The sequence below is a fragment of the Corticicoccus populi genome (assembly GCF_042686195.1).
GTDB lineage: Bacteria > Bacillota > Bacilli > Staphylococcales > Salinicoccaceae > Corticicoccus > Corticicoccus populi.
In genome coordinates this window covers 1,396,589-1,423,339 of record NZ_JBHUOQ010000001.1, presented here as the reverse complement: position 1 = coordinate 1,423,339, position 26,751 = coordinate 1,396,589, and the positions used below count along the sequence as shown (strand labels likewise).

General features: G+C 38.2%; 27 protein-coding genes and 1 tRNA gene. 24 read left to right on the top strand and 4 right to left on the bottom strand.

The features are described from left to right. Positions 1 to 264: 264 nt before the first annotated feature. The 3 genes from rapZ to whiA are packed head-to-tail and all read left to right on the top strand — an operon-like array spanning position 265 to position 3,089. Entirely contained in the window at positions 265 to 1,149 is an 885-nt protein-coding gene (gene rapZ, locus ACFSX4_RS07125) for an RNase adapter RapZ (RefSeq protein ID WP_377772979.1), read from the top strand. Next, positions 1,136 to 2,125, top strand: a complete 990-nt coding sequence (locus tag ACFSX4_RS07120; RefSeq protein WP_377772977.1) for a gluconeogenesis factor YvcK family protein — start codon at positions 1,136 to 1,138, stop codon at positions 2,123 to 2,125. The genes rapZ and ACFSX4_RS07120 overlap by 14 nt, the downstream gene beginning before the upstream one ends. Positions 2,126 to 2,141: 16 nt before the next feature. Beyond that, positions 2,142 to 3,089 carry a DNA-binding protein WhiA gene (whiA, locus tag ACFSX4_RS07115; RefSeq protein ID WP_377772975.1) on the top strand — a complete coding sequence of 316 codons (948 nt, stop codon included), beginning with the start codon at positions 2,142 to 2,144 and terminating at the stop codon, positions 3,087 to 3,089. 40 nt (positions 3,090 to 3,129) lie between these two features. Here the strand turns inward: whiA and ACFSX4_RS07110 are convergent, their stop codons facing one another. Continuing rightward, on the bottom strand, positions 3,130 to 4,041 hold the full coding sequence (locus ACFSX4_RS07110; RefSeq protein ID WP_377772973.1) for a TIGR01777 family oxidoreductase: 912 nt from the start codon (positions 4,039 to 4,041) through the stop codon (positions 3,130 to 3,132). Positions 4,042 to 4,134: 93 nt separating this feature from the next. Continuing rightward, the gene (gene clpP / locus ACFSX4_RS07105) at positions 4,135 to 4,722 is read right to left on the bottom strand and encodes an ATP-dependent Clp endopeptidase proteolytic subunit ClpP (protein WP_377772971.1); all 588 of its coding nucleotides are present in this window, start codon (positions 4,720 to 4,722) and stop codon (positions 4,135 to 4,137) included. A 150-nt stretch (positions 4,723 to 4,872) separates the two neighbouring features. On the opposite strand from clpP, the gene ACFSX4_RS07100 reads away from it, so the two are divergent. Further along, positions 4,873 to 4,944: transfer RNA gene (locus ACFSX4_RS07100), tRNA-Arg, on the top strand. A 717-nt stretch (positions 4,945 to 5,661) separates the two neighbouring features. Here ACFSX4_RS07100 and ACFSX4_RS07095 read toward each other — a convergent pair. Then, positions 5,662 to 5,829, bottom strand: coding sequence for a hypothetical protein (locus tag ACFSX4_RS07095; protein WP_377772968.1), 168 nt, complete (start codon positions 5,827 to 5,829; stop codon positions 5,662 to 5,664). Positions 5,830 to 6,135: 306 nt separating this feature from the next. Between ACFSX4_RS07095 and ACFSX4_RS07090 the strand changes: the two genes are divergently transcribed. The 16 genes from ACFSX4_RS07090 to eno all read left to right on the top strand — a co-directional run bounded on the left by ACFSX4_RS07090 (position 6,136) and on the right by eno (position 21,087). Further along, on the top strand, positions 6,136 to 6,747 hold the full coding sequence (locus tag ACFSX4_RS07090) for a recombinase family protein (protein WP_377772966.1): 612 nt from the start codon (positions 6,136 to 6,138) through the stop codon (positions 6,745 to 6,747). Between the two features lie 92 nt (positions 6,748 to 6,839). After that, positions 6,840 to 8,072 (top strand): Fic family protein, encoded by a 1,233-nt coding sequence (locus tag ACFSX4_RS07085; RefSeq protein WP_377772964.1) that lies wholly within the window; start codon positions 6,840 to 6,842, stop codon positions 8,070 to 8,072. An 86-nt stretch (positions 8,073 to 8,158) separates the two neighbouring features. Beyond that, complete coding sequence (locus ACFSX4_RS07080; RefSeq protein ID WP_377772962.1) at positions 8,159 to 8,947, top strand: hypothetical protein; 789 nt, start codon at positions 8,159 to 8,161, stop codon at positions 8,945 to 8,947. Between the two features lie 6 nt (positions 8,948 to 8,953). After that, on the top strand, positions 8,954 to 9,697 hold the full coding sequence (locus ACFSX4_RS07075; protein ID WP_377772960.1) for a Panacea domain-containing protein: 744 nt from the start codon (positions 8,954 to 8,956) through the stop codon (positions 9,695 to 9,697). A 98-nt stretch (positions 9,698 to 9,795) separates the two neighbouring features. Continuing rightward, positions 9,796 to 10,512: a hypothetical protein gene (locus tag ACFSX4_RS07070; RefSeq protein WP_377772958.1), complete on the top strand. Its 717-nt coding sequence runs from the start codon at positions 9,796 to 9,798 to the stop codon at positions 10,510 to 10,512. Positions 10,513 to 10,826: 314 nt separating this feature from the next. After that, positions 10,827 to 11,345: a hypothetical protein gene (locus tag ACFSX4_RS07065; RefSeq protein WP_377772956.1), complete on the top strand. Its 519-nt coding sequence runs from the start codon at positions 10,827 to 10,829 to the stop codon at positions 11,343 to 11,345. A gap of 216 nt (positions 11,346 to 11,561) precedes the next feature. Next, positions 11,562 to 12,080 carry a hypothetical protein gene (locus tag ACFSX4_RS07060; protein ID WP_377772954.1) on the top strand — a complete coding sequence of 173 codons (519 nt, stop codon included), beginning with the start codon at positions 11,562 to 11,564 and terminating at the stop codon, positions 12,078 to 12,080. Positions 12,081 to 12,363: 283 nt separating this feature from the next. After that, entirely contained in the window at positions 12,364 to 13,152 is a 789-nt protein-coding gene (locus ACFSX4_RS07055) for a threonine/serine exporter family protein (RefSeq protein ID WP_377772952.1), read from the top strand. Between the two features lie 18 nt (positions 13,153 to 13,170). After that, a complete protein-coding gene (locus ACFSX4_RS07050) occupies positions 13,171 to 13,626 on the top strand; it encodes a threonine/serine exporter family protein (RefSeq protein WP_377772950.1) in 456 nt (151 codons plus the stop codon). A gap of 7 nt (positions 13,627 to 13,633) precedes the next feature. Then, the gene (locus tag ACFSX4_RS07045; protein WP_377772948.1) at positions 13,634 to 13,894 is read left to right on the top strand and encodes a glutaredoxin family protein; all 261 of its coding nucleotides are present in this window, start codon (positions 13,634 to 13,636) and stop codon (positions 13,892 to 13,894) included. A gap of 119 nt (positions 13,895 to 14,013) precedes the next feature. Continuing rightward, the gene (locus ACFSX4_RS07040; protein ID WP_377772946.1) at positions 14,014 to 15,036 is read left to right on the top strand and encodes a sugar-binding transcriptional regulator; all 1,023 of its coding nucleotides are present in this window, start codon (positions 14,014 to 14,016) and stop codon (positions 15,034 to 15,036) included. 22 nt (positions 15,037 to 15,058) lie between these two features. Beyond that, positions 15,059 to 16,060 (top strand): type I glyceraldehyde-3-phosphate dehydrogenase, encoded by a 1,002-nt coding sequence (gap, locus tag ACFSX4_RS07035; protein ID WP_377772944.1) that lies wholly within the window; start codon positions 15,059 to 15,061, stop codon positions 16,058 to 16,060. Between the two features lie 99 nt (positions 16,061 to 16,159). Further along, positions 16,160 to 17,347 (top strand): phosphoglycerate kinase, encoded by a 1,188-nt coding sequence (locus ACFSX4_RS07030; RefSeq protein ID WP_377772942.1) that lies wholly within the window; start codon positions 16,160 to 16,162, stop codon positions 17,345 to 17,347. Positions 17,348 to 17,383: 36 nt separating this feature from the next. Then, entirely contained in the window at positions 17,384 to 18,136 is a 753-nt protein-coding gene (gene tpiA, locus ACFSX4_RS07025; protein ID WP_377772940.1) for a triose-phosphate isomerase, read from the top strand. Continuing rightward, complete coding sequence (gpmI, locus tag ACFSX4_RS07020) at positions 18,136 to 19,665, top strand: 2,3-bisphosphoglycerate-independent phosphoglycerate mutase (protein ID WP_377772938.1); 1,530 nt, start codon at positions 18,136 to 18,138, stop codon at positions 19,663 to 19,665. Before tpiA ends, gpmI begins: the two co-directional genes overlap by 1 nt. Positions 19,666 to 19,791: 126 nt before the next feature. Next, entirely contained in the window at positions 19,792 to 21,087 is a 1,296-nt protein-coding gene (gene eno / locus ACFSX4_RS07015; RefSeq protein ID WP_377772936.1) for a phosphopyruvate hydratase, read from the top strand. Positions 21,088 to 21,619: 532 nt separating this feature from the next. Here the strand turns inward: eno and ACFSX4_RS07010 are convergent. After that, positions 21,620 to 22,510, bottom strand: coding sequence for a nuclease-related domain-containing protein (locus tag ACFSX4_RS07010; RefSeq protein WP_377772934.1), 891 nt, complete (start codon positions 22,508 to 22,510; stop codon positions 21,620 to 21,622). A 276-nt stretch (positions 22,511 to 22,786) separates the two neighbouring features. Here ACFSX4_RS07010 and secG point away from each other — a divergent pair, with 276 nt between their 5' ends. The 4 genes from secG (at position 22,787) to smpB (ending at position 26,691) form a co-directional block, all read left to right on the top strand. Next, positions 22,787 to 23,017, top strand: coding sequence for a preprotein translocase subunit SecG (gene secG, locus ACFSX4_RS07005; RefSeq protein ID WP_377772932.1), 231 nt, complete (start codon positions 22,787 to 22,789; stop codon positions 23,015 to 23,017). A gap of 117 nt (positions 23,018 to 23,134) precedes the next feature. Further along, on the top strand, positions 23,135 to 23,890 hold the full coding sequence (locus ACFSX4_RS07000; protein ID WP_377772930.1) for an alpha/beta hydrolase: 756 nt from the start codon (positions 23,135 to 23,137) through the stop codon (positions 23,888 to 23,890). 23 nt (positions 23,891 to 23,913) lie between these two features. Next, entirely contained in the window at positions 23,914 to 26,220 is a 2,307-nt protein-coding gene (gene rnr, locus ACFSX4_RS06995) for a ribonuclease R (RefSeq protein ID WP_377772928.1), read from the top strand. A gap of 6 nt (positions 26,221 to 26,226) precedes the next feature. Then, positions 26,227 to 26,691, top strand: a complete 465-nt coding sequence (gene smpB / locus ACFSX4_RS06990; protein ID WP_377772926.1) for an SsrA-binding protein SmpB — start codon at positions 26,227 to 26,229, stop codon at positions 26,689 to 26,691. Positions 26,692 to 26,751: the final 60 nt, after the last annotated feature.

The following is a 26,751-nucleotide window of genomic DNA, read 5'->3' as shown; positions in this document are numbered from 1 at the left end:
ATGCTTTTTTGTTTCGTGATCAGGAGACGTCCATGCAGGTGTTTGAACGAATCAATACCAGGCCCATAACTACGAAGGATAAGAATAACGATTCAAGTGATGCCCCGGATAAAATAAACTGAAATCAGCGGATGATTTCTGTGAGCCGTAAAATTGAAAAAAAGATGAATGGATTGTACTATTAAATATCAGTATGTACTTTTTAAAATGACTCAATTGGTGTAAAGTTAACTAAAGACTAAGTATAGGCGGGGCGTGTGAACAGTGAAACAACTTATCATTTTAACTGGCATGAGCGGTGCAGGTAAATCAGTAGCGATTGAAGCATTGGAAGACATGAATTATTTCTGTATAGATAATCTTCCACCGGTGCTGCTGCCGAAAATCGCAGAATTAATGGAAACGACTGACGGAAAGATGGATTATGTCGGATTAGGAATAGATTTACGCGGTAAACAGTTCTTTGACACACTGGTAGCTGAATTGGATAAAATTGAGGCTAATGAAAATATTGCACTCCGGATTGTGTTTTTAGATGCTACAGACAATCGTCTTGTCAGCAGATATAAAGAAACCAGACGTGCGCACCCGCTTGATAACGAGATGAACGTCTTAAAAGCCATTGAGCAGGAACGTGAAATTTTAGAAGAATTGAAGCGACGGGCGAATTTCATTATAGAGACAACGGAACTCGATCCCAAATCGCTGCGTAAAGAAATGTTTGAGAAATGTTCAGGTGACGAACAGGCTGGCTTTAATGTGAGTATTATGAGCTTTGGTTTTAAGCACGGTGTACCGATTGATGCGGATATGATGTTTGATGTGCGCTTTTTACCAAATCCGCATTATGTGCCCGAATTAAAGCCGTATACCGGGATGGATCAGCCGGTGTATGATTATGTGATGAGCTGGAAAGAAACTAATATTTTCTACACTAAATTATTTGATTTGGTGAGATATTTGATTCCTCAATATTTGAAGGAAGGTAAATCACAGCTTGTGGTTGCAATAGGATGTACCGGCGGTCAGCACCGTTCAGTGGCACTTACGAAACGCCTTGCCGACGATCTGCAGGATCATTTTGATTTTAATATTTCGGCGATACACAGAGATGCGGCAATTGAGGGCATCGTTAATGGAAAAAATTAAAATAACACTGGTCGGCGGGGGCACCGGATTAAGCGTACTGGCAAGGGGCTTAAGACGGTATCCCGTTGATATATCAGCCATCGTATCGGTCGCTGATGACGGCGGTTCTACTGGTCTGATCAGGGATCAGATTGATATGCCGGCACCGGGAGACATCCGGAATGTGATGACTTCTTTATCGGATGTCGAGTCACAGCTTGAGATGCTGTTTAAATATCGTTTTAAAAAGGATGAAATCAGCGGTCATTCTCTCGGCAACTTAATGATTGCCGCGATGTATGACATTACAGGTGATTTCGCGATGGCTGTAGAGGAACTCAGTGCGATATTGAATGTTAAGGGTACGGTTATCCCGTCAACCAACATCAGTCCGAAACTTGCAGCGAGAATGGATGATGATTCAATCATTGTCGGTGAAAGCTATATACCTGAAGTCGGAAGGAAGATTGAAGAAATATATCTGCTGCCGAAAGATACAGATGCCACGCCTAAAGCTGTTGAAGCAATGGAAGAAGCGGACATCATCGTCTTCGGACCGGGAAGTTTATATACTTCAATTATTCCGAATGTCATCCCTCACGGCATGAAGGAAGCGATTATCAATTCCAAAGGAACAAAAGTGTATGTTTCAAATATTATGACTCAGATGGGCGAGACCATCGGCTACAGTGCTGCAGATCATCTGGAAGCGATTAATGATCATATCGGTCAGTCGGTGATGGACTTTATTATCTTAAATGAAGAAGATATCAATGTTCATATTTCGGACTACTATGAAAAAAACAGCATGACGGTCGTTGAAAGTGACAGAGCGCGGCTGAACGATATCGGTGTGAAAGTGCTGACCCATAAAGATATTGTCAGTATCGACCGTGAGGGTGCGGTCCGTCATAATAACGATATTTTAGCGGAAATGATATATGATATTGCACTGGATGAAATCAGTACACTGCAGTATCGGACGAATGAAGAATAGTTAAGGGTGTGATTGCATGTCATTTGCTTCTGATATGAAAAATGAATTGACACGTGTCGAAGTGGATACATGTTGTAAGAAAAGTGAGCTGTCTGCGCTGATTAAGATGAACGGTGCATTAAGCTTTTTTGAAGGTGAATGGATTATTAACGTCCAGACCGAAAATGCTGCGATCGCGAGACGGATGTTTTCGTTAATCAAGCAGGTATACGGTGTTGAAGTGGAGCTTTTAGTCCGTAAGAAAATGAAATTAAAAAAGAATAATGTGTATATATGCCGTATTAAAGATGAAGCGGCAGTTGTACTGAAAGACTTAAATATTATGCAGTCCGGTTTTATTACCAATGAAATCGGTGATGAGATCAGAGAGAAAGACTGCTGTATCCGCAGTTATTTACGAGGTGCCTTTTTAGCAGGCGGATCTGTAAATAATCCGGAAACATCTGCGTACCATCTCGAGATTTCCTCACTGTATGAAGACCATGCAATCGCATTGACCGAGCTGATGAACGGTTATGAGCTGAATGCGAAGTACATTGAGCGTAAGCGTGGATATATCACATATTTGAAAGGTGCCGAAAAAATCGCTGAATTTCTAAGTTTAATCGGCGGATATCAGGCACTTTTGAAGTTTGAGGATGTCCGTATCGTCAGAGATATGCGTAACTCCGTAAATCGTCTCGTAAACTGTGAGACAGCCAATTTGAATAAAACCATCGGTGCTGCGATGCGGCAGGTGGAGAATATTCAGTTTATAGATGATGAAGTCGGCATTTCAGAACTGCCCGACCGTCTCCGTGAAGTGGCACGTCTCCGTGTAGAACATCAGGAGGTATCATTGAAAGAACTCGGTGAGATGGTATCAACGGGTGTTATATCGAAGTCAGGTGTGAATCACCGTCTGAGAAAACTTGACCAGATTGCCGACCAGATTAGAAACGGTGAAGAAGTTAAATTGAAGTAATATTAAAGCGAAGGGTCTGACTGAAATCAGACCCTTCGCTCTATTTTTCGTAAATATTTTCAAGTGCCAGGTCAAGTGTCGGATACAGGTACTTAAAGTGATGTTCAAGAAGAACATTCGGCATGACTTTCTGTCCTTTAACGACGAGAACCGCACGCTCACCGAGCACTTTATTCAGCATAAATTTTGGGGTGTGGAATTTATCCGGGCGTTTTAATGCAGCACTCAGATAACTGCTGAACTGCTTCTGTCTTAAAGGCGCCGGTGCTGTGAAATTGACAGGTCCGCTGATTGTTTTGTCGGCGCCGGTATATAAAAATGCATTGACCAGGTCATCGATATGAATCCAGCTGTACCATTGTCTGCCGCTGCCTATCGGACCGCCTACACCGAGTTTATATGGTTTTTCCATCAGAGGGAGTGCACCGCCGTCTTTAGACAGAACAAGACCGATACGTCCGCGGACTACTCTGATGCCGTAAGATTCAAAACGGGCCGCATGATTTTCCCATACATGTACAACTTTCTGAAGGAAATCATTCGGAGTGAAAACATCCGCCTCATCATATTCAACATGCTCACTCACCGGATAGTACCCGATGGCACTGGCATTGACAAGTACTTTTGGCGGACTGTTTTCTTCCACAAAGCGCTCAAGTACTTTCATTACATTAATGCGTGAATTTAAAATATCTTCTTTCGCGGAATCCGTCCATTTTTGATTTAACGTTGCCCCTGCAAGATTATAAATGATTTCAATGTCATCCGGTATTTCACTGTGCCATGATGTGTCAGTAATATCGTCCGGGGAATACTGCACGTAGTGGATAAATGGATCTGAAGAAGTTTTTTTCCCGCGCGTCAGAACGTAAATATGATATTCCTCCCCGGCCAATGCATTAACAAGCCTGCTGCCGATAAGACCCGTACCGCCCAATACTAATATATTCATTCCACTGCCTCCGCTCTGAATTGTAGTATTATCATTATACAATAAAAAGCATCATCCCATAAATGAATAAGGGATGACGCTTTGATAAATTAATTAAGCTTTTTCAGGATCCATAACACCGTCAATTAAGCCGTATTCTTTTGCTTCGTCAGCTGACATGAAGTTATCACGGTCAGTATCTCTTTCGATTTTTTCAAGCGGCTGTCCTGTACGGTCCGCTAAAATTTGATTGAGTTTCTCACGAGTTTTCAGGATATGTTTCGCAGCAATTTCAATTTCAGTTGCCTGACCCTGAGCACCGCCGAGTGGCTGATGAATCATTACTTCAGCATTAGGAAGTGCAAAACGTTTGCCTTTAGCACCAGCTGCAAGAAGGAATGATCCCATTGAAGCCGCCATACCGAGACAGATTGTCTGTACATCCGGTTTGATGTGCTGGATTGTATCATAAATCGCCATTCCAGCTGTTACACTGCCGCCCGGAGAATTGATATATAGATAAATATCTTTTTCTGAGTCCTGAGCCTGTAAAAATAGAAGCTGGCTGACTACTGAATTTGCGACATTGTCGTCAATAGCACTGCCAATCATAATAATGCGGTCTTTTAACAGTCTGCTGTAAATATCATAAGCACGTTCACCGCGGTTTGTCTGTTCAATTACTGTAGGTATTAAATTCATATAATGACCCTCCTGTATTTCTTTTATCAAGTTGATAATTTAGTTATATCACATTAGTCAAATAAGGTCAAAAGATAAACGTTGTATTTTTGGTACTTTTCATCTCAGTGAAATGTTGGTATAATGATTTTGTTTGAGACTCATATATATGCCCACATGGTGTAATGGATAACACGTAAGATTCCGGTTCTTGAGATAGGGGTTCGATTCCCTTTGTGGGCGTTTTTTAGATATTTTAATAGAATGTATTACCTGTAACCCTTGATATAAAAGGGTTTTTATTTTTGTTGCAATGTATTTCATTTAATTCTGTGGCACATCACTGGCACATATCGACAAAAAATAGACCCACTTAAATGGAATTAAGCAAGTCTATTGTATGTTTATCTTCCGCTTCAAACTGTTCTTCTAATAAGTGGGCGTATACTTGTTGTGTAATTGCAATAGAAGCATGCCCCAGACGTTTAGATACATAATTGACACTTTACCCCATCACCGAGCAAAACAGAGCAATGTGTATGCCTTAGAGCGTGGGGCGTGATATCTTTATTTATTTCACAGTATGTTAAAGCTTTGTTTAATTGTTTGGTTACTGCATTATGTGACAGCTTGAATATATCACCCTGAATTTTTGTAGGATGCTGGTTTAATACTAATCTAATGTGTTCAATGTCTTTAGTTGGTATATTGATATCTCTTTTAGCGTTGTCAGTCTTACCGCCCCTAATATGAACACAGTTACTTTTAATATCTATGTATGAGGAGGTCGCTGATTCACCGAGTTAGGTCTATCTAAAGCAACCATTTGCTACGTTAGGATATAAATGGTGCCGGTAGTACCGACATAGGTCATCCACATGTGAAGATAAGGAAACTGACGAAATGACTATTAAAGAGTTAAGAGAGTTAGAGCAACAACTTATAATTAGTAATCCATAATCAAGATGAACCGTTTCTTTTCTTTAATTTATCTATCCCTTGATTAATATATTCAGAATAATCTTTTCCGCTCTTTTTCTTATAAGCATCATTTATTTTGTGAAGTCCTTTTTCAAGTTGACCATTTTTTACTAGTTTATCAACCATATTTTTTATTTTATTAGCCATCCTTTTCCCACCGTATAATTTTATATAAAAACCACCCTACATAATGTGAGGTGGCATAGAAAGCTCAAGGGCTTTCGAATCTCGATTACAATCAACCTGGCTATCATTTATTATATATTTAAATAGTTTGCAATACAATGGCACATATAAGAATATAACAGATAGGTCTCAAAATTAAGTTTGAGACACTTATTTAAAGCACATATAAATATCTATTTTCATCCCTTTGCAATGTATCAAAGTTAGTCTATAATTAAATGTATCAAAGATATAAGACTTTTAGACGTAATATAAAGGGTGATACATATGAATATTGGATATGCGAGGGTATCTACTACAGGGCAATCATTAGACAGCCAAATACAGCAGTTACAGGATAATAATGTGGATATGGATAATATCTATCAAGAAAAAGTAACTGGTACAAGTACCGCACAACGCTTACAGCTTGAAGCTATGATTAAACACACACGTTCAGGAGATAAAGTTTATATCACAAAAATAGACCGTCTAGCACGCTCTATCATGGATTTAAACAAGATTGTCAGTGCACTCAATGGAAAAGGTGTCTCCGTATGTTTCATACAGGATAACTTAACATTTGAAACGGGTAACAATTCACCAATGAATGCATTAATTTTTAATATGCTAGGCAGCTTTGCACAGTTTGAACGTGATCTAATTATACAGCGTACTTCTGAAGGGCGTGAGCGTGCCAAGAAGCAAGGGAAACATCTGGGGAGACCATCACAACCTAAAGAGAAAATAAGCCGAGCAGTAAGCTTATTTAACGATAGAGAGAATAATGGCTTAAGTGTTAAAGATATTGTGGATATGACTGGTGTACCGAGGGCTACACTATATAGAGAGGTTAAGAAGATTAAAAACGTGGATGTAAATAAGTCTTTTTTGAAATAACATACTTGTGTTTAATTAAAAGTAATATATAATGGAAAGACTAAATTAATTATTACCAAAAATAATTATTAGGTAATAAAGAGGTGGTCCTGATGAATAAATATTATCCATTAGATAAATTATTTCATATTGATAGCGATAATCATGAGAAAGAGTATCTCAATAGATGGAGCCAATTAAGTGCATATAAAACGGATATACATGTAACGCCGATAAAGAAAGGTGTATTTGCAAAAGAAACTGTACCTTTATTTTTAGTTAATATCCCCGATTTAGCAGAGATAAATGAAGAAATAATTGAGAATAGTAACAAGATAACTCTATTGAAGAACCAATTACCAACGGTTTCACAAGATGATTTCTATTCTAAATTACTTATCAATGAGATACAAAGCACTAATGAAGTAGAAAATGTTAGAAGTACTAAAAAAGAAATTTCTGATGTTTTGGAAGACATTAAACATCAGAAATTTGATCAAAATACTATAGCCGGAAAAAGATTTATAGGTTTGACGAAACTTTATTATTTCTTAGAACAAGAAGGTGAAATAAATAAAGTTGAAGATATAAGAGCTATATATGATGAACTAGTTGATCCTGAAATCAAAGAAGAAGATAAACTTGATGGAGATATTTTTAGAAAAGATTCAGTAAGTGTTGATAGCAGTGGTATAGAAATCCATAAAGGAGTTATGTCAGAAGCGAGAATTATTTCTATGTTAGGTCAAATGATAACCTTTGTTAACAATGAGAAGATGCCATATTTATATAAATTAATGTTTGCACATTATTTGTTTGAATATATACACCCATTTTATGATGGAAATGGTAGGATGGGAAGGTACATCGTATGCAAATCATTATCTAAGAAATTGGATAAATTTTCAGCAGTAACATTTTCTTATATTGTAAATAGACACAAAAATAAATATTATAAAGCTTTTACTCAAGCTTCTAATCCCTTAAATAAAGGAGAGTTAACTTTTTTTGTTAAGGATATGCTCGAAATGATTCAAGAAGGGCAAGAGCAAGTTATCACTATTCTAGAGGAAAATATACAAAAGATAGACAGGATATCACAAAATATAGATCGTTTGAATCTTAAAGATTTTGGAAATCAAGCGTTATTTATTTTATCTCAAAGTGCTATATTTCAACCTCAGGAATCGAGAATCACTGTTAATAATTTAGCAGAGGTACTTAACTGTGAAAGAAGAAAGGTATTGAATGCTCTATCCCCTATAGATAACAAGCTTGTTAAAGTAAAAGCAAAACCACTTATATATACGTTGTCAGATGAATTACTAGACTTTTTATTAGACTAAGATATATTTACTATATCATTGTAATATAAACTTCTAATGATTTTTATGGCAATAAATTAAAGCCGTCCTATGTGGATGGTTTTTTTGTGAGAAGTAAATTAGTATTGAATTTCCTTAAATTTCCTTGTAATATTAGATTTAGATTACATAAGATAGGGTATGAAACAATGTCTCATAAAAGATTAGTGAATAAAGATTATTCTAAAATTATAAAGTTGGTGGAATTTATTTCAAGTGAGCACATTTTATTTACTAAAAAATTCTTTCAATCACAAAATAATACACCTAGTCTAAAGAATAAACAAATAAGGCATTTTTTACATGGTAGTATGGAAGATAATAATGTAGAAATAAAAATAGATTTTTTAAGTTACATATTAGAATATATAGATGAAATAAGTGAATACTATACGTTTGAATTATTAATGAAGTTATTAGAACAAAATATTTCTATTGAACATATTAGGGAAAAGAACAAAGATTCAATAGTTTCTAAAATATTTCATTATAGATTTGGTAAAGATGAGGTTGGTAGGTTAGCAACTAATAAATGTTTGAACGATTTATTAGGGTTTAGAATTTACATTGATGAAATCACTGATTATGAAATTTTAAAAGATGATTTAATGAGAATTATAGGAACTAAAGATAGCAATAATAATAGATTAAAATATTATAATGCTTGTAAAAATGAATATAATGCTGTACATATTTATTTTGATGGAATTAATAATTCATATTTTCCGTGGGAATTGCAAATATGGGGTGAAAATCATATTCAAACCAATTTGGACTCACATAAAGAACATAAGTTAGGTTATTTAGAATGGAAAAACTTCGCAACAGATGATATTATTGAAATAGTAGAGAGGTGAATGTATATGTATAAATTATTTATGTTAGTCTCACAACCATCCTCTAACCTTGAAAGAATAGGATGGAGAAAATTAGTTACAAGCCCCTCTGATTTAGAAGAAATACAAGCAGTGAAAAGACAATTATCAGATTTGAACATAGAACATAAGTTCTCTAACCACCTAGTTTCGAATGATGGTGAAGATATGGATTCTATAAAAACTAAAGATAGTTTTTTTAGTGATATTATTTTTATAGATGATACTGAAAAGTTTATTGAATTGACTAAAATTAGTGGAAAGCAATTAGAAGCGTTTGATATAGCTAATTATATTTTGTCTTTAAAGCCGATGACACACTTAAAGTTACAAAAAATTTTATATATAGCGTTTGAAAGATTTTTTATTAAGACAAATAAAACCCTATATTCAAATAAAATAGTAGCTTTTGATTATGGTCCAGTTACATTGGAAGTTTTTAAAAAGTATTATAAAAACAAAAAAGTACTTAAAAATGAAGATGACGATGATTCTCTTATTCAAATTCAAAATAAAGCAATTTCACCGACTGTAGCTAAGATTATGTTATCTGATGAAGGTTTAAATGTAATGGATATAGTTGATAGTGTGGTTACAGAGTATGCACAATTAAATGCTTGGGATATGGTAGACATAACTCATAAAGAAGGCACAGCTTGGGACAAAGCCTATAAAATAGGTAGAAATACAGAGATTACTACAGAGATTATAAATGAGTCGATAGCTACTTAGCTATCTTTTTAGGTAACACACTTTTGTAAAACCAGCCTATCACGGCTGGTCTTTTTTGTTATAATTATTTTATTATCTGCAAAATGGAGGATAACTTAATGGAGAAAGGAACAGGATTTTGGGCTAAAGTGAATCTGTTTGTAGAAATGCCATTTAGTCAATATTTATTACTACCCTTAGTACAGTATTTTATAATACCTTTAATCTTATTGTGGATAACTTATAAGGGTGCCCAGAAGGGCATTGAAAAGTACAAGCATGCGAATACTAAAGAGTTAAAAATTGATGATTATTATCAAGAGGTTAGTAAGGATGAGCTTGTCGGTTTAATACAAGATTGGACAGACTTATTTCAACAAACAGAATTAAAAATGAAGGTGATAGCAGATGATGCTAAAAAAGAGATGCCTAAATATTTGATTTTGAAACCCGGAGATAGCAAAAATACAGTTGATTTAGAAGACGGTACTAGTATTATGAAAGTATCACCTGATGTATATGGACTGGGTAAATTAATCATGAAAACTTGGATTTATGGTAAAGGTAAAACAACAAGCTTATTAGCTGATTTCCAACAACATAATTATAATAAAGAAGAAAGTTTGACTGAAATCGAATTAAAGGAATACAATACAAAATTGTTAGCGTATATCGTTTTGATAAATGTAAGTTTACGTAAAGATTTAATGAACATTGATAGTAACCCATTTGATTTAGCTAAACTCAAATTAAACGATATTTCGGTAGAAGAAAATTTTAATATGTTCAAAAGGATGATCAATCAAATAGAGATGGAAATTAAAGATGCTCAATGAGATGTCTTTTTAGTTTCTTAAATTATTTATTCTTTTGAATTCATTAAAATAAATATTTATCTAAAATTGAATGTGTGGCACGCCACTGGCACATATTCGTTTACAAACGCCTTTATGACAGTGCTTAAATAGTATATTAGCATTCCCTTTGTGGGAGTCCTTTAAAATGAATTTTAAAGAAGATATTAGAAAACCTTTTTGTATGAAAGGGTTTTTTATTTTTTTCTTAAAATAGATGGTACACTTGCAACAAATAAAGCCAAAAAACAAGAAGTAGAACATATGATATTAATATGAAAAGGATAGGAGACTAAATGACTAAATTATTTACTAACTTGAACTTGAGTATAACTGCAAGTAGAGGAACCCCATATTTCCTGGTATCAAAGGATAATAGGATAAGATTTGATATTAATTATGTAAATCATAATATTCTAAATAATATTTTTAGTTTATTGAATATCTCAAGCGGTGATTTAAATTTAATTTACTTGGATGATGTGGAGAGATTTGGTAAGAAATATAGGGAAGATACAAGTACTGTTAATGATTTTTTTCAAACTAATGAATTTGAAATTATATCAATAAAAGACGAAGAAGAAAACAACAAAATATTGAACTTTCATCAAATAAAGAACTGTAAAGAAAATGATATAATCAATTATATTCTCCATATATCTAAGGGAGGGTATAGTAACCTATTATATTTTTATAGTGATAACATGATTATTAAAGTTGGTCCAGACATAATGGATATTGTTCATGAGGATTCCAATACTATTACTTTAATGAAAGTACAGTTCAATGGTCTATATGATAAGTATTACGAATAACTTATCAAAATAAAGTAAACGTACTTATTTTATAGTGAAAAATTTTTGGATTTTTGATGATTCATTTTATTCTTGCCCATCGATGTCATGAAAAATAAACACAAAGATACAGCAAGACGACAGCCATTATTCAGTTGAACAAAATTGATCTGTTGTTGTCTAATGAATAAAGACAGTTGAATATATGATATTAATATGAAGAGAATAGGAGACTAAATGACTCAATTATTTACTAACTTGAATTTGAGTATAACTACAAGTAGAGGAACCCCATATTTCCTGGTATCAAAGGATAAGAGGATAAGATTTGATATTAATTATGTAGAACATAATATTCTAAATAATATTTTTAGTTTATTGAATATCTCAAGCGGTGATTTAAATTTAATTTACTTGGATAATGTAGAGGAATTTGGAGAGAAATACAGGCTGGATACGAGTACCGTTAATGATTTTTTTCAAACTAAAGAATTTGAAATTATATCAATACAAGACGAAGAAGAAAACAACGAAATATTGAACTTTCATCAAATAAAGAACTGTAAAGAGAATGATATAATCAATTATATTCTCCATATATCTAAAGGGGGATATAGTAATCTATTATATTTTTATAATGATAGTATGATTATTAAAATTAGTTCAGACATAGTGGACATTGTTCATGAGGATTCCCATACCATTACTTTAATGAAAGTACAGTTCAATAGTTTATATGATAAGTATTACGAATAACTTATCAAAATAAAGTGAATTCCCTTTTATTAAACTACCTGACACATATATATAGTATGAGTCCTTTTATACCAGTGTTTAAATTCCATTTGTGGGCGCTCAAAGAATCTCCAGCTGTCATTCAGGCAGCATGGAGATTTTTTTGTACATAATAATATAATAAAGTCCTTAAAAAGATGACGAGTATGAAATATTAATAATGAGTCCTTGGGAATGATATGATACTCTTTAAAAGGATACATAGTAATTTGGTCTAATATCAATTGAATGGGTGGTGAAGTAAATGACAACAAGTGAACTGGAAGTGCTGGAGACCCCGGATGAGAGTCTGAAGGAAGGTTACGTGCGTGATGTATTTTATCTCGCGGTAAACTGCGGGAAAATGATGCTTGAAAGCGGGGCGGAGACGTATCGTATTGAGGATACGATGATGCGGATTTCAAAGAAGTACGGTATTACGGATCCTCAGGTGTTTGTTACGCCGACAGTAATTATTTTTTCAATGAATGAGTACTCTCTGACACAGACTGTACGTATTGATTACCGTGGAAATCATTTGGAGAAAGTGGAGAATATCAACACGCTGTCGAGAAAGATTGCGGGTGGTATGCCTTTAAAAAAAGCGCTCGATGAAGTCGAAACAATTCATGACACGTTAGTATTTCCGTTTTGGCTGATGGTTGCCGCCGGCGGTTTAGTAGGATTATTGTTTTTATTATTATTTAACGGTCACTTGAGTGATCTGCCGGCTGCAGTGATCGGCGGTGCAGCGGGGGTATTTGTGATGGAAGGTCTCCTCAGGTATACCCGTGTTAAGTTTTTTACTGAGTTTTTTGCGGCGCTTGTGATTTCAATTGTTTCATATATATATGTCAGTCTCGGCTTCGGTGTGAATCTCGATACAATTATTATTTCGAGTGTGATGCCGCTCGTGCCGGGGGTATTGATTACGAATGCAGTACGGGAAATGATTCGGGGTCATCTTCTTGCCGGAACTATGAAAGGTGCGGAAGCGGCGCTTACGTCGGCAGCAATCGGTGCCGGGGTCGGCTTAGTATTCATGGTGATTTAATATGAAGGAGGACATAAAATGACGTACATATTTCAATTTATATTGAGCTTTTTTGCATCGTTCAGTTTCGGTATTCTATTTAATGCACCGAGACGTGTGCTCCTTCACTGCGGTCTTGCGGGTGCGGTCGGCTGGGTGATTTACTTTACTCTGTCACAGTTCGAAGTAGATTCAGTATTGGCGACGTTTTTCGGTGCGGTCGGTTTAACGGTTGTTTCTATTTATAATGCACGCATACTGAGGGTGCCGATTTTAACCTTTATTACCTGTGGAATTATTCCTTTAGTGCCGGGGGGACGTGCATATGAATCTATGCGTCATATTGTGCTGTCGGACTATATGCGTGCATTTGAATTTGGTTTTGAAGCGGCATTGATTGCTATGGCAATCGCGTTTGGTATTATCTTCGCTGAAATGTCACACAGTGTACTTCAAACAGCGAAAAATAAAATTCTCAAAAGAAAAAGGTTGTAAACAATTAATGGAAATAACGATGGATTATTATACACGTGACAACTGTGCCTTATGCAGTGAGGGGCTGCTGCAGATTAATCTCGCACTGCAGGAGCTGAGGAACGTCAATTTAAATTTAAGACAGTTTAATATTGATGAAGATGATGTGCTTCAGGAAAAATATATGCTGCGTATTCCTGTCCTGATGCACGAGGGTGAAGTGGTTCAGGAAGGTGTCATAGATTTTGTGCAGGTTTATGATTACATTCGCAGTGAGACGGGTAATTAACAAAATGAGTAACGTAAATAATTGCATTATTATTTATTTATGTTATATTAAGAGTGTAATAATTTTTGTCCCTTGTGGGACGAAAAAGGTCTCACCATATTGAAAGGTGTGATGATTGAATGTGGCAGAATCTCGTCAATGTGCAAAAGCGTATTGCTCCTGAAATTATTACGGAGCTGCTGAAGCGGTTTGACATTCTGAAACAGATTGAAAAACATCAACCTATTGGTAGGCGTACAATTGCGAAACAATTGAATATGACAGAGAGAATATTGCGAAAGGAAGTCGACAATCTTCAAAGTCTTAAGTTGATACACGTTGATCAAAAGGGTATTTCATTAACAGGTGAGGGACAGAATGTAATTTCAGAACTCGAACCGTTTATGCCGGTACTCGATCGCCGTATAGACTTGGCGAATGAATTGAAGGCACACTATGATCTGCATGATTTTTATGTGATTCGTGGTGATGCTGATGAATCCTCCGAGATACAGCAGGGCTTGTCCCGGCTGATGGCGGAACGATTCATGGATGAATTGTTTGATGGAGCAGTAGTTTCTGTTGCCGGCGGATCGACAATGGCTTCGGTCAGTGAGTTTTTGAAACCGGTGCATAAGGGATTGATGTTTGTCCCGGCACGCGGCGGACTCGGTGAAGAAGTATCATATCAATCCAATTCTATTGTCAGCAGACTCGCTCACGCTACGGGTGGAGAGCATCGTATGTTATACGCACCGGATAGTGTAGGTGATGTGGCACTCGAGTCATTAAAGTCCGAGCCCTCGGTAAAAGAAGTAACGGAACTGAACCAGGCATCCGCCTTCGTTATTCATGGTATCGGGGACGCATTTACTATGGCACACAGACGCCATGTAGATTCGGCAGTAGTTCAAAAATTAGAGAAGAATCATGCAGTGGGTGAAGCATTTGGATATTATTTTGATGCACAGGGAAATATTGTTCACAAAATGAAAACCATCGGCATCCAGCTGGAGGATTTGGCATCTAAGAAGCGTATTTTCGCAGTTGCAGGCGGTTCAACGAAGCAGGAAGCAGTCAAAGCATACATGAATTTAGCACCCAAGAACACAGTACTTTTCATCGATGAGGCAATAGCAAAATATTTACTTGAAAGTATATAAAATTTTGAGGAGGCCATATATTATGGTAGTAAAAGTAGCAATTAATGGTTTTGGACGTATTGGTAGATTAGCAGCGAGAGAAATTCAAAATTATGACGGTATCGAAGTTGTTGCAGTAAACGATTTAACTGACGATGCTTTCCTTGCACACTTATTCAAATATGATACAACTCAAGGTCGTTTTGAAGGCGACATCGAACAAATCGACGGCGGCTTTAAAATCAACGGCAAAGAAGTAAAATCATTCAACAATCCTAAGCCTGAAGAACTTCCTTGGGGAGACCTCGACATTGATGTTGTTTTAGAATGTACTGGATTCTTCGTAAGTGAAGAAGGCGCTCAGAAACATATCGATGCAGGCGCGAAAAAAGTATTAATCTCTGCACCGGCAAAAGGTGATCTTAAAACTGTTGTTTACGGTGTAAACGAAGATGTTCTTGATGGATCAGAAAAAATCGTATCAGGTGCTTCATGTACAACAAACTGTCTTGCACCTGTAGTTAACGTATTAAACAAAGAATTCGGTCTTGAAAAAGGTTTAATGACTACAATTCACGCATACACTGGTGACCAGAATACACTGGATGCACCGCATTCAAAAGGTGACTACCGCCGTGCGCGTGCTGCAGCTCAGAACATTATTCCTAACTCAACTGGCGCAGCGAAAGCAATCGGACTTGTTCTTCCTGAACTTGACGGTAAACTTGACGGCGGCGCTCAGCGTGTACCGGTTCCAACTGGTTCATTAACTGAAGTGACTGTTTCACTTTCTAAAGATGTAACAGTTGACGAAGTGAACGCAGCAATGAAAAAAGCAACAAACCCTTCATTCGGTTATACTGAAGATGAAATCGTATCTTCTGATGTTATCGGTATTAAAGAAGGTTCATTATTTGATGCAACTCAAACACGCGTTCTTGACGTAGACGGTAAACAATTAGTAAGAGCCGTTGCATGGTACGATAACGAAATGTCTTATACTGCACAGCTCGTTAGAACACTTAACCACCTTGCAACTAAGTAATATATAAGTGAAAACGGGTGGTGCTGCCGCCCGTTTTTATTTTTAAGTTTTTTAGATTAAGGGTATAATGAAACCATCAATGATTTTAGGAGGCAGGTCATGAAGAAGACTGTTCAGGATATTGATTTAAAAGGTAAAAAAGTACTTTTAAGAGCGGACTTAAACGTTCCGATGGCAGATGGTGAAATTACGAATGACAACCGTATTGTGCAGGCACTTCCGACGATAGAATATGTGCTGAATGAGGGCGGCAGAGTGATTTTATTCTCCCACCTCGGGAAAGTGAAAACAGAAGAGGATAAAAAAGACAAGAGCCTTGAGCCTGTCGCAGTAAAATTATCCGAATACCTGAAGAAACCCGTGCTCTTCGTTCCGGAAACACGCGGCGAGGGATTGGAATCTGCTGTTCAGAACCTTGAAGATGGTGAAATTCTTTTATTTGAAAATACACGTTTTGAAGATCTGGACGGTAAGAAAGAATCTAAAAATGATGCAGACCTCGGTAAATACTGGGCATCGCTCGGTGATGTATTTGTAAACGATGCATTTGGTACTGCACACCGTGAACATGCGTCAAATGTTGGTATTGCTTCAAATATCGAAACAGTTTCAGGCTTTTTAATGAAGAAGGAAATTGATTTTATCGGTGGTGCTGTAGATGAGCCGAAGAGACCGTTTGTGGCGATTCTCGGCGGTGCTAAAGTATCGGATAAAATCGGTGTGATTGAAAACCTTCTTGAAAAAGCAGACAAAGTGTTAATCGGCGGCGGTATGGCATACACATTCCTTAAAGCACAGGGAAAAGAAATCGGTACATCACTTCTTGAAGAAGATAAAATCGATTTAGCGAAATCACTGCTTGAAAAAGCGGGAGATAAAATTGTTCTTCCGGTTGACGGTGTAGTAGTCAGTGAATTCGATAAAAACGCTGATTATGAAGTAGTATCCATTGATGAAATTCCTGCGGATAAGATGAGTCTTGATGCGGGACCGAAAACAGTGGAGCGTTTTAAAGAACAGCTTGAAGGTGCGAAAACAGTCGTATGGAACGGACCGATGGGTGTATTTGAATTTGAAAACTTTGCAAAAGGTACAATTGGAGTATGTAAAGCAATCGCATCACTTGAGGACGCAGTGACAATTATCGGCGGCGGTGACTCAGCTGCTGCTGCGATGGACCTCGGTTATGCGGATGACTTCTCACATATTTCAACTGGCGGCGGCGCAAGCCTTGAATATCTGGAAGGTAAAGTACTTCCTGGACTTCAGGCAATTAACGATAAATAATATAAAAGTATGATATCAAATTTAGGAGGAATCATCGTGAGAACACCATTTATTGCAGGAAACTGGAAAATGAACAAGACGATTTCTGAAGGCGAAGCATTTATTGATGCACTTAAAAATTTACCGGCGAAAAGTGAGGTTGAAAGTGCGGTGTGTGCACCGTTCATTCATCTCCCTTCACTTGTGGCTAAAGCGAAAGATCTTGAAGTCGGTATTGGAGCAGAGAATGCACACTACGAAGCAAGCGGCGCATTTACAGGTGAAGTTTCTGTAGATATGCTGGATGATTTAGGTGTTGACTACATCATCATCGGACACTCTGAACGCCGTGAATTATTCAATGAGACTGATGAAACTGTGAATAAAAAAGCGCACGCTATTTTAAATACAGGTATTGTACCGATTATCTGCGTCGGTGAATCTGATGAAGAACGTGAATCAGGTATTGCTGCTTCCCGTGTTGAAAGTCAGGTAGAAAAGGCACTTGAAGGTTTATCAAGTGATGATGTGAAGAAATCTGTTATTGCTTATGAGCCAATCTGGGCAATCGGTACAGGTAAATCAGCTACAAAAGAAGATGCTAATGAAATGTGCGGTGTTGTACGTAAAAAGGTTGAAGCTTTATATGATGAAGAAACGGCTGAGGCGATTCGTATTCAGTACGGCGGTTCAGTAAAACCGGCGAACATTAAGGAGTATATGTCTGAGGCACACATTGACGGTGCATTAGTCGGTGGTGCTTCACTTGAAGCTGATTCATTCCTTGAATTGTTGGAAGGTGCAAAATAATGACTAAACCAGTAGGTCTGTTTATTCTTGACGGTTTTGCGAACCGTGATGAAGTGAAAGGTAACGCAGTCAAACAAGCAAATAAGCCGAACTTTGACCGCTTCTTTGAAAAGTATCCGCATAATGAACTTTCAGCATGCGGCCTGGATGTCGGTCTTCCTGAAGGTCAGATGGGTAACTCCGAGGTCGGCCACTTGAATATCGGTGCCGGCAGAATCGTTTATCAGAGTCTGACGCGTATCAATAAGTCCATCGAAGACGGCGACTTCTTTGATAACCAGGTGCTGCTTGATACGATGGATCATGTGCTGAATGAAGGAAGCAACCTGCATGTGATGGGACTTTTAAGTGACGGCGGTGTTCATTCGCACTATAATCACTTATTCGCAATTTTAAAGATGGCGAAAGAAAAAGGATTAAATGATGTTTATGTCCATGCATTTCTTGACGGTCGTGATGTGGCACAGGATTCCGCATTGAAGTTCATTGAAGAAACTGAACGCCAGTTTGAAGAAATCGGAATTGGTCATTTTGCGACAGTATCCGGCCGTTATTATGCAATGGACCGCGACAAGCGCTGGGAGCGTGAGGAACTTGCTTATCAGGCAATTTCAAATGCGCGCGGCCCTGTTTTTAACAGTGCATATGAAGGTGTGAAAGAGAGTTACGGCGAAGGCGTTTATGACGAATTTGTTGTGCCGTTTGTTGTGAAAGGTTATGAAGTAAAACAGGACAGCGGTGTTCACAGTGACGATGCAGTGATTTTCTATAATTTCCGTCCCGACCGTGCAGCACAGCTGTCAGAAGTGTATACCAACCAGGAATTCATGGGCTTTGAAATGGACCGTAAATACGATAATCTGAAATTCGTTACATTTACTAAATACAGTGATGACGTTGTCTCAGATGTTGTGTTTGAAAAAAATGATATCGTGAATACAATTGGTGAAGTGGTATCCGATGCAGGGAAAAAACAGCTGCGTATTGCCGAGACTGAAAAATATCCGCATGTCACTTATTTCATGAGCGGCGGGCGCCATGAAGAATTCGACGGAGAGCGTCGTGTGCTTGTAGATTCTCCTAAGGTGGCAACATATGACCTTCAGCCTGAGATGAGTGCATATGAAGTTCGTGACCGCTGCCTTGAAGAATTATCAAAAGGTGATTTGGATTTGGTTCTTTTAAACTTTGCGAATCCGGATATGGTTGGTCACAGCGGTAAATTAGAGCCGACAGTGAAAGCAATTGAAGCGGTGGATGCATGTCTGGGTCCGATTGTTGATGAAATCATCAATCAGGGCGGCTATGCTATTATTACCGCTGACCACGGTAACTCGGATGAAGTAACGACAGTTGAAGGTGAACCGATGACTGCGCATACGACGAATCCGGTACCTGTGATTATCACAAAAGAAGGTGTTTCCGTCAGAAGCGGCGGCAGACTCGCAGATTTATCACCAACACTGCTTGATTTAATGGATGTTGATCAGCCTGAGGAAATGACAGGTCAAAGTTTAATAGAGGAGTAATGCGAAAGCGGCAGAGCACTTTATTCCGTTTGACTTGATATTGAAAGTGACTGATTAATAATAACAGTTGAAATGTAATCCATTATTACAGATAATAAAAGAAATGATATTAAAGGAGACTATGCTATGCCATTAATTACAGATGTATACGCACGTGAAGTACTTGATTCCCGCGGGAATCCGACAATCGAAGTAGAGGTATTAACAGAAAGTGGTGCGTTTGGACGTGCTTTGGTACCATCCGGTGCATCTACTGGAGAATATGAAGCAGTAGAATTACGTGACGGCGATGAAACTCGTTACCTTGGTAAAGGTGTCGAAAAAGCGGTTAAAAATGTAAATGAAATCATTGCTCCTGAATTAGTTGACGGTGATTTCAGTGTGCTGGAGCAGGTGTCCATCGATAAAATGATGATTGCTTTAGACGGTACTGACAACAAAGGTAAACTCGGTGCTAACGCAATCCTTGGTGTATCAATGGCTGTTGCGAAAGCAGCTTCAGACTTCCTTGGTCAGCCGCTTTATAAATATTTAGGCGGATTCAATGCTGTTCAGCTGCCTGTACCGATGATGAACATCATCAACGGCGGAGAGCATGCGGACAACAACGTAGATATTCAGGAATTCATGATTATGCCTGTAGGTGCTGAATCATTTAAAGAAGCACTCCGCATGGGCGCAGAAATCTTCCATAACCTGAAAAAAGTATTAAATTCTAAAGGTTACAACACTGGTGTCGGTGATGAAGGTGGATTTGCACCTAACCTCGGATCCAATGAAGAAGCATTATCAACAATTATTGAAGCGATTGAAAAAGCAGGTTACAAGCCTGGTGAAGAAATCCGTCTTGCAATGGACGCTGCTTCAAGTGAGTTCTATAATGCTGAAACAGGCAACTATGAACTTAAAGGTGAAGGTAAAACTTACTCATCAGCTGAAATGGTTGAATGGTATGCAGAAATGACTGAGAAATACCCGATTATTTCAATCGAAGACGGTCTGGATGAAAACGACTGGGAAGGTCACAAACTGCTGACTGAAAAAATCGGCAGCCGCGTACAGCTCGTTGGAGATGACTTATTCGTTACAAATACTGAGAAATTATCACGTGGTATTGAAGAAGGCGTCGGAAACTCTATCTTGATCAAAGTAAACCAAATCGGTACTTTGACTGAGACTTTCGAAGCAATTGAAATGGCGAAACGTGCAGGATACACTGCAGTAATCTCACACCGTTCCGGTGAAACTGAAGATACAACAATCGCTGACATTGCAGTTGCTGTGAATGCCGGTCAAATCAAAACTGGTGCACCTTCACGTACTGACCGTGTAGCTAAATACAACCAGCTGCTTCGCATCGAAGATGAATTATATGAAACAGCAAAATACGAAGGTTTAGATTCATTCTACAACCTGGGTTAATTTGATATTTTGGTTAATGACTCCACCGGCAGATGCCGGTGGAGTTTTTTGTCCTTATTATGTTGTGAAGTCTGATGGGGGGATGTGTGGTTGGGTGCTACAGACTGCCGAGAATCTAACAATCTGTCGCATTTTCACCCCTGAGACGGCACAGATGTCTTAAATTTTGCAATCTGTGTCGCTGGGTGCTACAGATTACCTGAATTACGTAAAGCTGTGTCATATTTAAGGTGAGAACGCCACAGCCTGCCGAGAATCTAACAATCTGTCGCATTTTCACTCCTGAGACGGCACAGATTCCTTAAATTTTGCGATCTATGTCGCTGGACGCTACAGATTACCTGAATTACGTAAAGCTGTGTCATATTTAAAGGGAGAACGCTACAGCCTGCCGGGAATCCGACAATCTGTCGCGTTCTCACTCCCGTGACGGCACAGATTCCTTAAATTTTACGACCTGTGTCGCTGAGACGGCACAGACTCCTTTGAATTATGAAATCTGTACCGACAACCCGTATCCACACACCGGCAATTAAAATTGGAGCTGTCCGGAACGTCTCATTTTGCGGAGATATGAAGCGGATATCTGACCGCCGCTCAAATGTGAAATCAAATGGGCAGTAACAGGCCAATCCGGATTTAATATTTTCATTTCCTCTGTCAGACGCCGGGCTGCAGAAAGTGTATCTACAGAATTCCGGCATGTAACACAGGAATAATGATATTGACTGCTCCTGATCAGTGGCTGAGAGCAGTCCTGGCAGTAGACGCCGGGTTTCAATGAGTCAAAATCAATCCGAACTTTGCTGTCGTATATAGAAGCAGCTGTCTGATGACGTTCCAGATGATGCATTAATGGCTGAAGATCAAACGTATTCGATTGTACATGATGTGTAAGAAACTTCTTTAGATTACTTCTAACCAGAATATTTTTATCATGCGGAAGGTTGTAAATAGTCTGGTTTGGGTTAATAAAAACAATGCTGCTGAAAATTTCTGCATTCCGGGGTGCTTTCTGCAGCAGTAATTTCAGTTCATGGTTCTGCCTCGATACTTGAGTCATCGGGGATTTGAATACATCATGATTGAGATAGTGCCAGTCGTCCGCCCCGAATATTAAATCCCGGCTGTAGTTTTTTATTTCAAAAGTATAAATACGGTTCCCTGAAATAAGCAGGCTGTCAATCTGGACTTCTGAGCCACCTTCTCTAAAGCTGTGCAGGTTCAGTCGTGTATTAAATCTATAATCTTTAATGTGAATACAGTTTTTATCATGAATAAAAGACTCCAGGATATTATCAAAGTCAATCTCCCCTTGGAATCCTGCGGATAAGTATTTTAACTCCCGGTTCTCCTCATCTCCGAGCTTAGTCCGGACATTTAATATTTCAAGCTGTTGTAGTTTTAATGATTTTATTCTCAAATAGGGTCACCTGTTTTAAATTAAAATATCTATTCTGCTGTCAAATGTCAAAATGAAGAAATTCAAAAATGGTGTGATGAAATCATAAAATGGAACAGGAGAAACTTTCCAAGGAGAAAACAGCACACATATTATGCTGAATTAAAAAAACAGTACATAGAAACGCTGTCGTTATTTCACCATTACAGTATCATTACACTTGCCGAACTTTCTTGCATTCACCCGATATAAGTGTTAGAATTTTTATTGTTATTATTAATCGGAGGGATTTACCACATGCAAACAGTTCTCATAGTACTCTTAATTATCGTTTGTATTTCTTTAATTGCAGTGGTATTGCTACAGTCAGGTAAAAGCGCCGGCCTATCAGGTGCGATTAGTGGCGGTGCAGAGCAATTATTTGGCAAACAAAAGGCGCGTGGCATGGATTTAATTTTACATAGAGCAACTGTTGTATTGGCTCTATTGTTCTTTTTAATCATGTTGCTTTTGACATATTTAGGATAAAATATCGTAGATATTCAGATACTAATGAGAAAACCCTCACACGAACAGGGTTTTCTTTTTTTTGTGTAGAAATTAACGTACAATTAGTATAAGAACTGTGAAAGAAGGGTATAATTTATGAAGGTGAAGCTGCCTGAATCATTTTATTTTGAAGAAGAATCCGAATTTGCCGTACTGCTTCTGCACGGCTTTACCGGAAATACATCTGATGTACGCCAGCTGGGAAGATATCTTCAGAAAAAGGGTGTGACTTCATATTCATTTAATTATGAAGGACACGCCGAGCAGCCGGAGAATATTCTGAAGTCCTCACCCCATATCTGGTATTCACAGGTTTTGGATGCGTATGATACTTTGAAAAGGAAAGGTTACGATAAAATATTCGCAGCAGGTGTGTCGCTCGGCGGGACATTTGCATTGAGACTTTCCGTAGACCGGGAATTGTTCGGCCTTTCTACTATATGCAGCCCGATGTTCATCAAAGAAAAAGATACATTAATGGAAAACTATGTGGTATATGCCCGTACATTTAAAGAAAGATTTGAAGATAAGGATGAAGAAACAATTTCAAGGGAGATAGAACGCTCTGTATCTGACAGTGATGACTTTTTGGAAGATTTAAATGTTGCTATTTCAAAAAGCAGAGACATCCTTGAAAATGTTTTTGTACCTTCATTTACCGCCCAGGGATTAAAAGATGAAGTGATTAATACAGAATCGGCAAATGTGATTTATGAAAATATCAGTACTGAAGATGATGAAAAAAGCATTAAATGGTACGAAAATTCCGGGCATGTATTAACGATTGATAATGATAAAAAAGAATTATTTGACGATCTTTATCGTTTTATTATGGAACATAAAGACGATTAAGACGTTTTACAGGAGGAATTCCCATGAGTAGTTTGAGGGAACGTATATTAGAGATTATCAATGAAGATGATTATAAACCGATGACAATAAATGAGTTTAAAGAAGCCACAGATTCCCATAATTCCGACGATTTTAAGGAAATGGTGAAAGTGATGGTGTCTCTTGAAGATTCAGGTATTGTTTACCGGACAAAAAAAGACAAGTATATGAAAGTATCGGAATCCAATCTGGTTAAAGGGACATTATCTATGCATAAGCGTGGATTCGGTTTCCTGCGTCCTGAAAATTCCGAGCTTGAAGACATTTTTATACCGCCTACAGAAATTAACGGCGCGTATGAGGGAGATACAGTACTTGCAGAAGTACTGAATGAAACTAAAGGCGACAATCAGGAGGGCTCAATTACGAGCATTCTGACACGCGGTGTCACGCGTATTGTCGGAGAGTATATAGACAACGGCGGATACGGTTTTGTATTACCGGATTCTAAAAAAATGACAAGTGATATTTTTATTCCGAAAAAGCAGAATTTAGGTGCAGTCAGCGGTCATAAAGTCCTGGTTGAAATCACAAAATTCCCGGACGGTGCCGGCGGAGAAAGTCCTGAAGGACATGTCATTCAAATCCTCGGACATAAAAATGATCCGGGTGTGGATATTCTGTCGATTATTCATCAGCACGGCATCAATATCGATTTTCCGCAGGAAGTGCTTGACCAGGCTGAAAAAGTGCCTGATGAAATAGAACCGGCTGAAATAAAGGAACGGAAAGACCTTCGTGATGAACTTACAATCACAATTGACGGTGCTGATGCGAAGGATCTGGATGATGCGGTTGCGGTGAAGCGTCTTAAAAACGGTAATTATATGCTGACAGTCAGTATCGCAGATGTCAGCTATTACATTGAAGAAAATTCCGCAATGGATCAGGAAGCTTATGAACGTGCTACAAGTGTGTATCTTGTAGACCGTGTCATACCAATGATTCCGCACAGATTATCAAACGGTATCTGTTCGTTGAATCCGCACGTGGACCGTCTGACGATGAGCTGTCAGATGGAAATTGATCAAAATGGTTCTGTTGTGAGCCATAATATTTTCCAGAGTGTGATTCACTCAGACCGGAGAATGACATATGATGCGGTCAACAAAATGGTTGAAGATGAGGAGCAGGCACTGATAGAAGAATATTCAGATGTTTATCCGATGATTCAGGATGCTGTGAAACTTGCTGAAATCTTACGGACAAAGCGTGAAAGACGCGGAGCGATTGATTTTGACTTTAATGAAGCAAAAGTACTCGTCGGTCCCGACGGTTCACCGGAAGAAGTGGTTCTTCGTACAAGAGGCACAGGTGAGAAGTTAATTGAAGAATTCATGCTCGCGGCAAATGAAACAGTCGCAGAAAATTTCCACTGGATGGATGTACCGTTTTTATACCGTGTACACGAAGATCCGAAAGAAGAAAAGCTGAGAAAATTCTTTGACTTTATCACTAACTTTGGTATTGTCGTAAAAGGCAAGGGTAATGATATTCATCCCCGTGCGCTGCAGGATATTATTGAGGAAGTGGAAGGTCGTCCGGAAGAGATGGTGATTTCCACACTGATGCTCCGTTCAATGCAGCAGGCGCGTTATGCCGATGAAAGTCTCGGACATTTCGGATTATCAACGGAATTTTATACGCATTTCACATCGCCGATCAGACGTTATCCGGATTTAATTGTCCACCGTTTAATCCGTAAGTACTTAATTGAAGGTAAAACGGATCAGAAGACTCTCGATAAAATTGAGAAGGTACTGCCTGAGATGGCTGAACATACTTCCGGCAGAGAACGTCGTGCACAGGATGCAGAGCGTGATACTGATGACTTGAAAAAAGCACAGTACATGCAGAAATATGTTGGTGAGACATTTGAAGGTGTCATTTCAGGTGTGATGAACTTCGGTATGTTTGTAGAACTTCCGAATACGATTGAAGGACTTGTGCATGTGTCGAATATGACAGATGACCATTATCAGTATCATGAAAGACACATGGCATTAATCGGTGAACGTACAGGGAAAGTGTTTAGAATCGGCGACCCTGTAGAAGTGACTGTTACAGATGTAAATATCGAGGAAAGACTAATCGATTTTCAAGTTGTCGGTATGCCTGAACGTGTGAGACGCGAACGGCGCTCAAGACCTGTTGAAATCAAGGCAGGGCAGAAGACAAAGAAAAAAGATAAGGATATAGATAAGAAGCATAAGAAACAGGACAGTAAAGGAAAGAAGAACAAGAAGCCTTTTTATAAATCAGTGGCAAAAAAACGCAAAGGAAAGAAGTAGGACGATATGAAGAAAAATCATAATAAGCCGCTTGCACAGAATCGTAAAGCAAGCCATGATTATACAATCGAAGATACTATTGAAGCGGGCATCGTCTTAAGCGGAACAGAAATAAAGTCCATCAGACGAGGATCAGCGAATCTGAAAGATTCCTATGCCCGTGTCTACCGTGGAGAAATGTATGTTTATAATATGCATATTGCACCGTATGAAGAGGGGAACCGTTTCAACCATGATCCCCTCAGAACGCGGAAGCTTTTATTGCACAGGAAAGAAATTGATAAGTTGACCGGCTATATACAGGAGACCGGCAACGCATTGATACCATTAAAGCTGTATATTAAAAACGGGATGTGTAAAGTTCTTCTCGGTATGGCGAAAGGTAAGAAAAAGTATGATAAACGTGAAACGTTGAAACGCAAGCAGATGAAACGTGAAGCGGATCGTGCGATGAAGAATCAGCAGTACTAGTATGGAAACGGCGGGAGTTGAACCCGTCTGCTTCATACTTGAAAATACTGTTTTAATTTG

Coding starts and splice junctions, on each gene's coding strand:
- ACFSX4_RS07060 (WP_377772954.1), top strand. CDS start 11,562: ATGACTCAATTATTTACTAACTTGAATTTGAGTATAACTACAAGTAGA.
- ACFSX4_RS07110 (WP_377772973.1), bottom strand. CDS start 4,041: ATGAATATATTAGTATTGGGCGGTACGGGTCTTATCGGCAGCAGGCTT.
- clpP (WP_377772971.1), bottom strand. CDS start 4,722: ATGAATTTAATACCTACAGTAATTGAACAGACAAACCGCGGTGAACGT.
- ACFSX4_RS07120 (WP_377772977.1), top strand. CDS start 1,136: ATGGAAAAAATTAAAATAACACTGGTCGGCGGGGGCACCGGATTAAGC.
- ACFSX4_RS07055 (WP_377772952.1), top strand. CDS start 12,364: ATGACAACAAGTGAACTGGAAGTGCTGGAGACCCCGGATGAGAGTCTG.
- ACFSX4_RS07085 (WP_377772964.1), top strand. CDS start 6,840: ATGAATAAATATTATCCATTAGATAAATTATTTCATATTGATAGCGAT.
- ACFSX4_RS07040 (WP_377772946.1), top strand. CDS start 14,014: ATGTGGCAGAATCTCGTCAATGTGCAAAAGCGTATTGCTCCTGAAATT.
- secG (WP_377772932.1), top strand. CDS start 22,787: ATGCAAACAGTTCTCATAGTACTCTTAATTATCGTTTGTATTTCTTTA.
- ACFSX4_RS07030 (WP_377772942.1), top strand. CDS start 16,160: ATGAAGAAGACTGTTCAGGATATTGATTTAAAAGGTAAAAAAGTACTT.
- ACFSX4_RS07045 (WP_377772948.1), top strand. CDS start 13,634: ATGGAAATAACGATGGATTATTATACACGTGACAACTGTGCCTTATGC.
- gap (WP_377772944.1), top strand. CDS start 15,059: ATGGTAGTAAAAGTAGCAATTAATGGTTTTGGACGTATTGGTAGATTA.
- ACFSX4_RS07090 (WP_377772966.1), top strand. CDS start 6,136: ATGAATATTGGATATGCGAGGGTATCTACTACAGGGCAATCATTAGAC.
- smpB (WP_377772926.1), top strand. CDS start 26,227: ATGAAGAAAAATCATAATAAGCCGCTTGCACAGAATCGTAAAGCAAGC.
- rnr (WP_377772928.1), top strand. CDS start 23,914: ATGAGTAGTTTGAGGGAACGTATATTAGAGATTATCAATGAAGATGAT.
- whiA (WP_377772975.1), top strand. CDS start 2,142: ATGTCATTTGCTTCTGATATGAAAAATGAATTGACACGTGTCGAAGTG.
- ACFSX4_RS07065 (WP_377772956.1), top strand. CDS start 10,827: ATGACTAAATTATTTACTAACTTGAACTTGAGTATAACTGCAAGTAGA.
- ACFSX4_RS07000 (WP_377772930.1), top strand. CDS start 23,135: ATGAAGGTGAAGCTGCCTGAATCATTTTATTTTGAAGAAGAATCCGAA.
- eno (WP_377772936.1), top strand. CDS start 19,792: ATGCCATTAATTACAGATGTATACGCACGTGAAGTACTTGATTCCCGC.
- ACFSX4_RS07075 (WP_377772960.1), top strand. CDS start 8,954: ATGTATAAATTATTTATGTTAGTCTCACAACCATCCTCTAACCTTGAA.
- ACFSX4_RS07050 (WP_377772950.1), top strand. CDS start 13,171: ATGACGTACATATTTCAATTTATATTGAGCTTTTTTGCATCGTTCAGT.
- ACFSX4_RS07095 (WP_377772968.1), bottom strand. CDS start 5,829: ATGGCTAATAAAATAAAAAATATGGTTGATAAACTAGTAAAAAATGGT.
- gpmI (WP_377772938.1), top strand. CDS start 18,136: ATGACTAAACCAGTAGGTCTGTTTATTCTTGACGGTTTTGCGAACCGT.
- ACFSX4_RS07070 (WP_377772958.1), top strand. CDS start 9,796: ATGGAGAAAGGAACAGGATTTTGGGCTAAAGTGAATCTGTTTGTAGAA.